We start from the raw sequence: 228 nt of genomic DNA, 5'->3' as shown, positions 1-228 counted from the left end.
CGGTACCTACAGCGTCGACGCCGAGACCCCGCTGAGCGAAGGCGAGTACAGCGTCGAGGCCTCGGTCACCGATCCGGTCGGCAACACCGCGACCAGCAATGATGTAGGCGAGATCGACGCCAGCGCGCCGGCGCTGACTGTCGATGCTCCCGCACTGACCTCCGACACCACGCCGACCATCGTCGGTACCACCGATGCCGAAGACGGCAGCACCGTCACGCTGGTCAT

1 protein-coding gene is annotated in these 228 nt (G+C 66.7%); it reads left to right on the top strand.

The window, feature by feature from the left end:
* Positions 1-228: hypothetical protein (locus QD356_RS17820; RefSeq protein ID WP_279878504.1), on the top strand; the 228-nt coding region annotated here is incomplete at both ends.

The organism is Cobetia sp. 2AS (genome assembly GCF_029846355.1).
Classification (GTDB): domain Bacteria; phylum Pseudomonadota; class Gammaproteobacteria; order Pseudomonadales; family Halomonadaceae; genus Cobetia; species Cobetia amphilecti.
The sequence above is the reverse complement of the archived record's forward strand: the minus strand, read 5'-3'. Positions and strand labels throughout refer to the sequence as shown.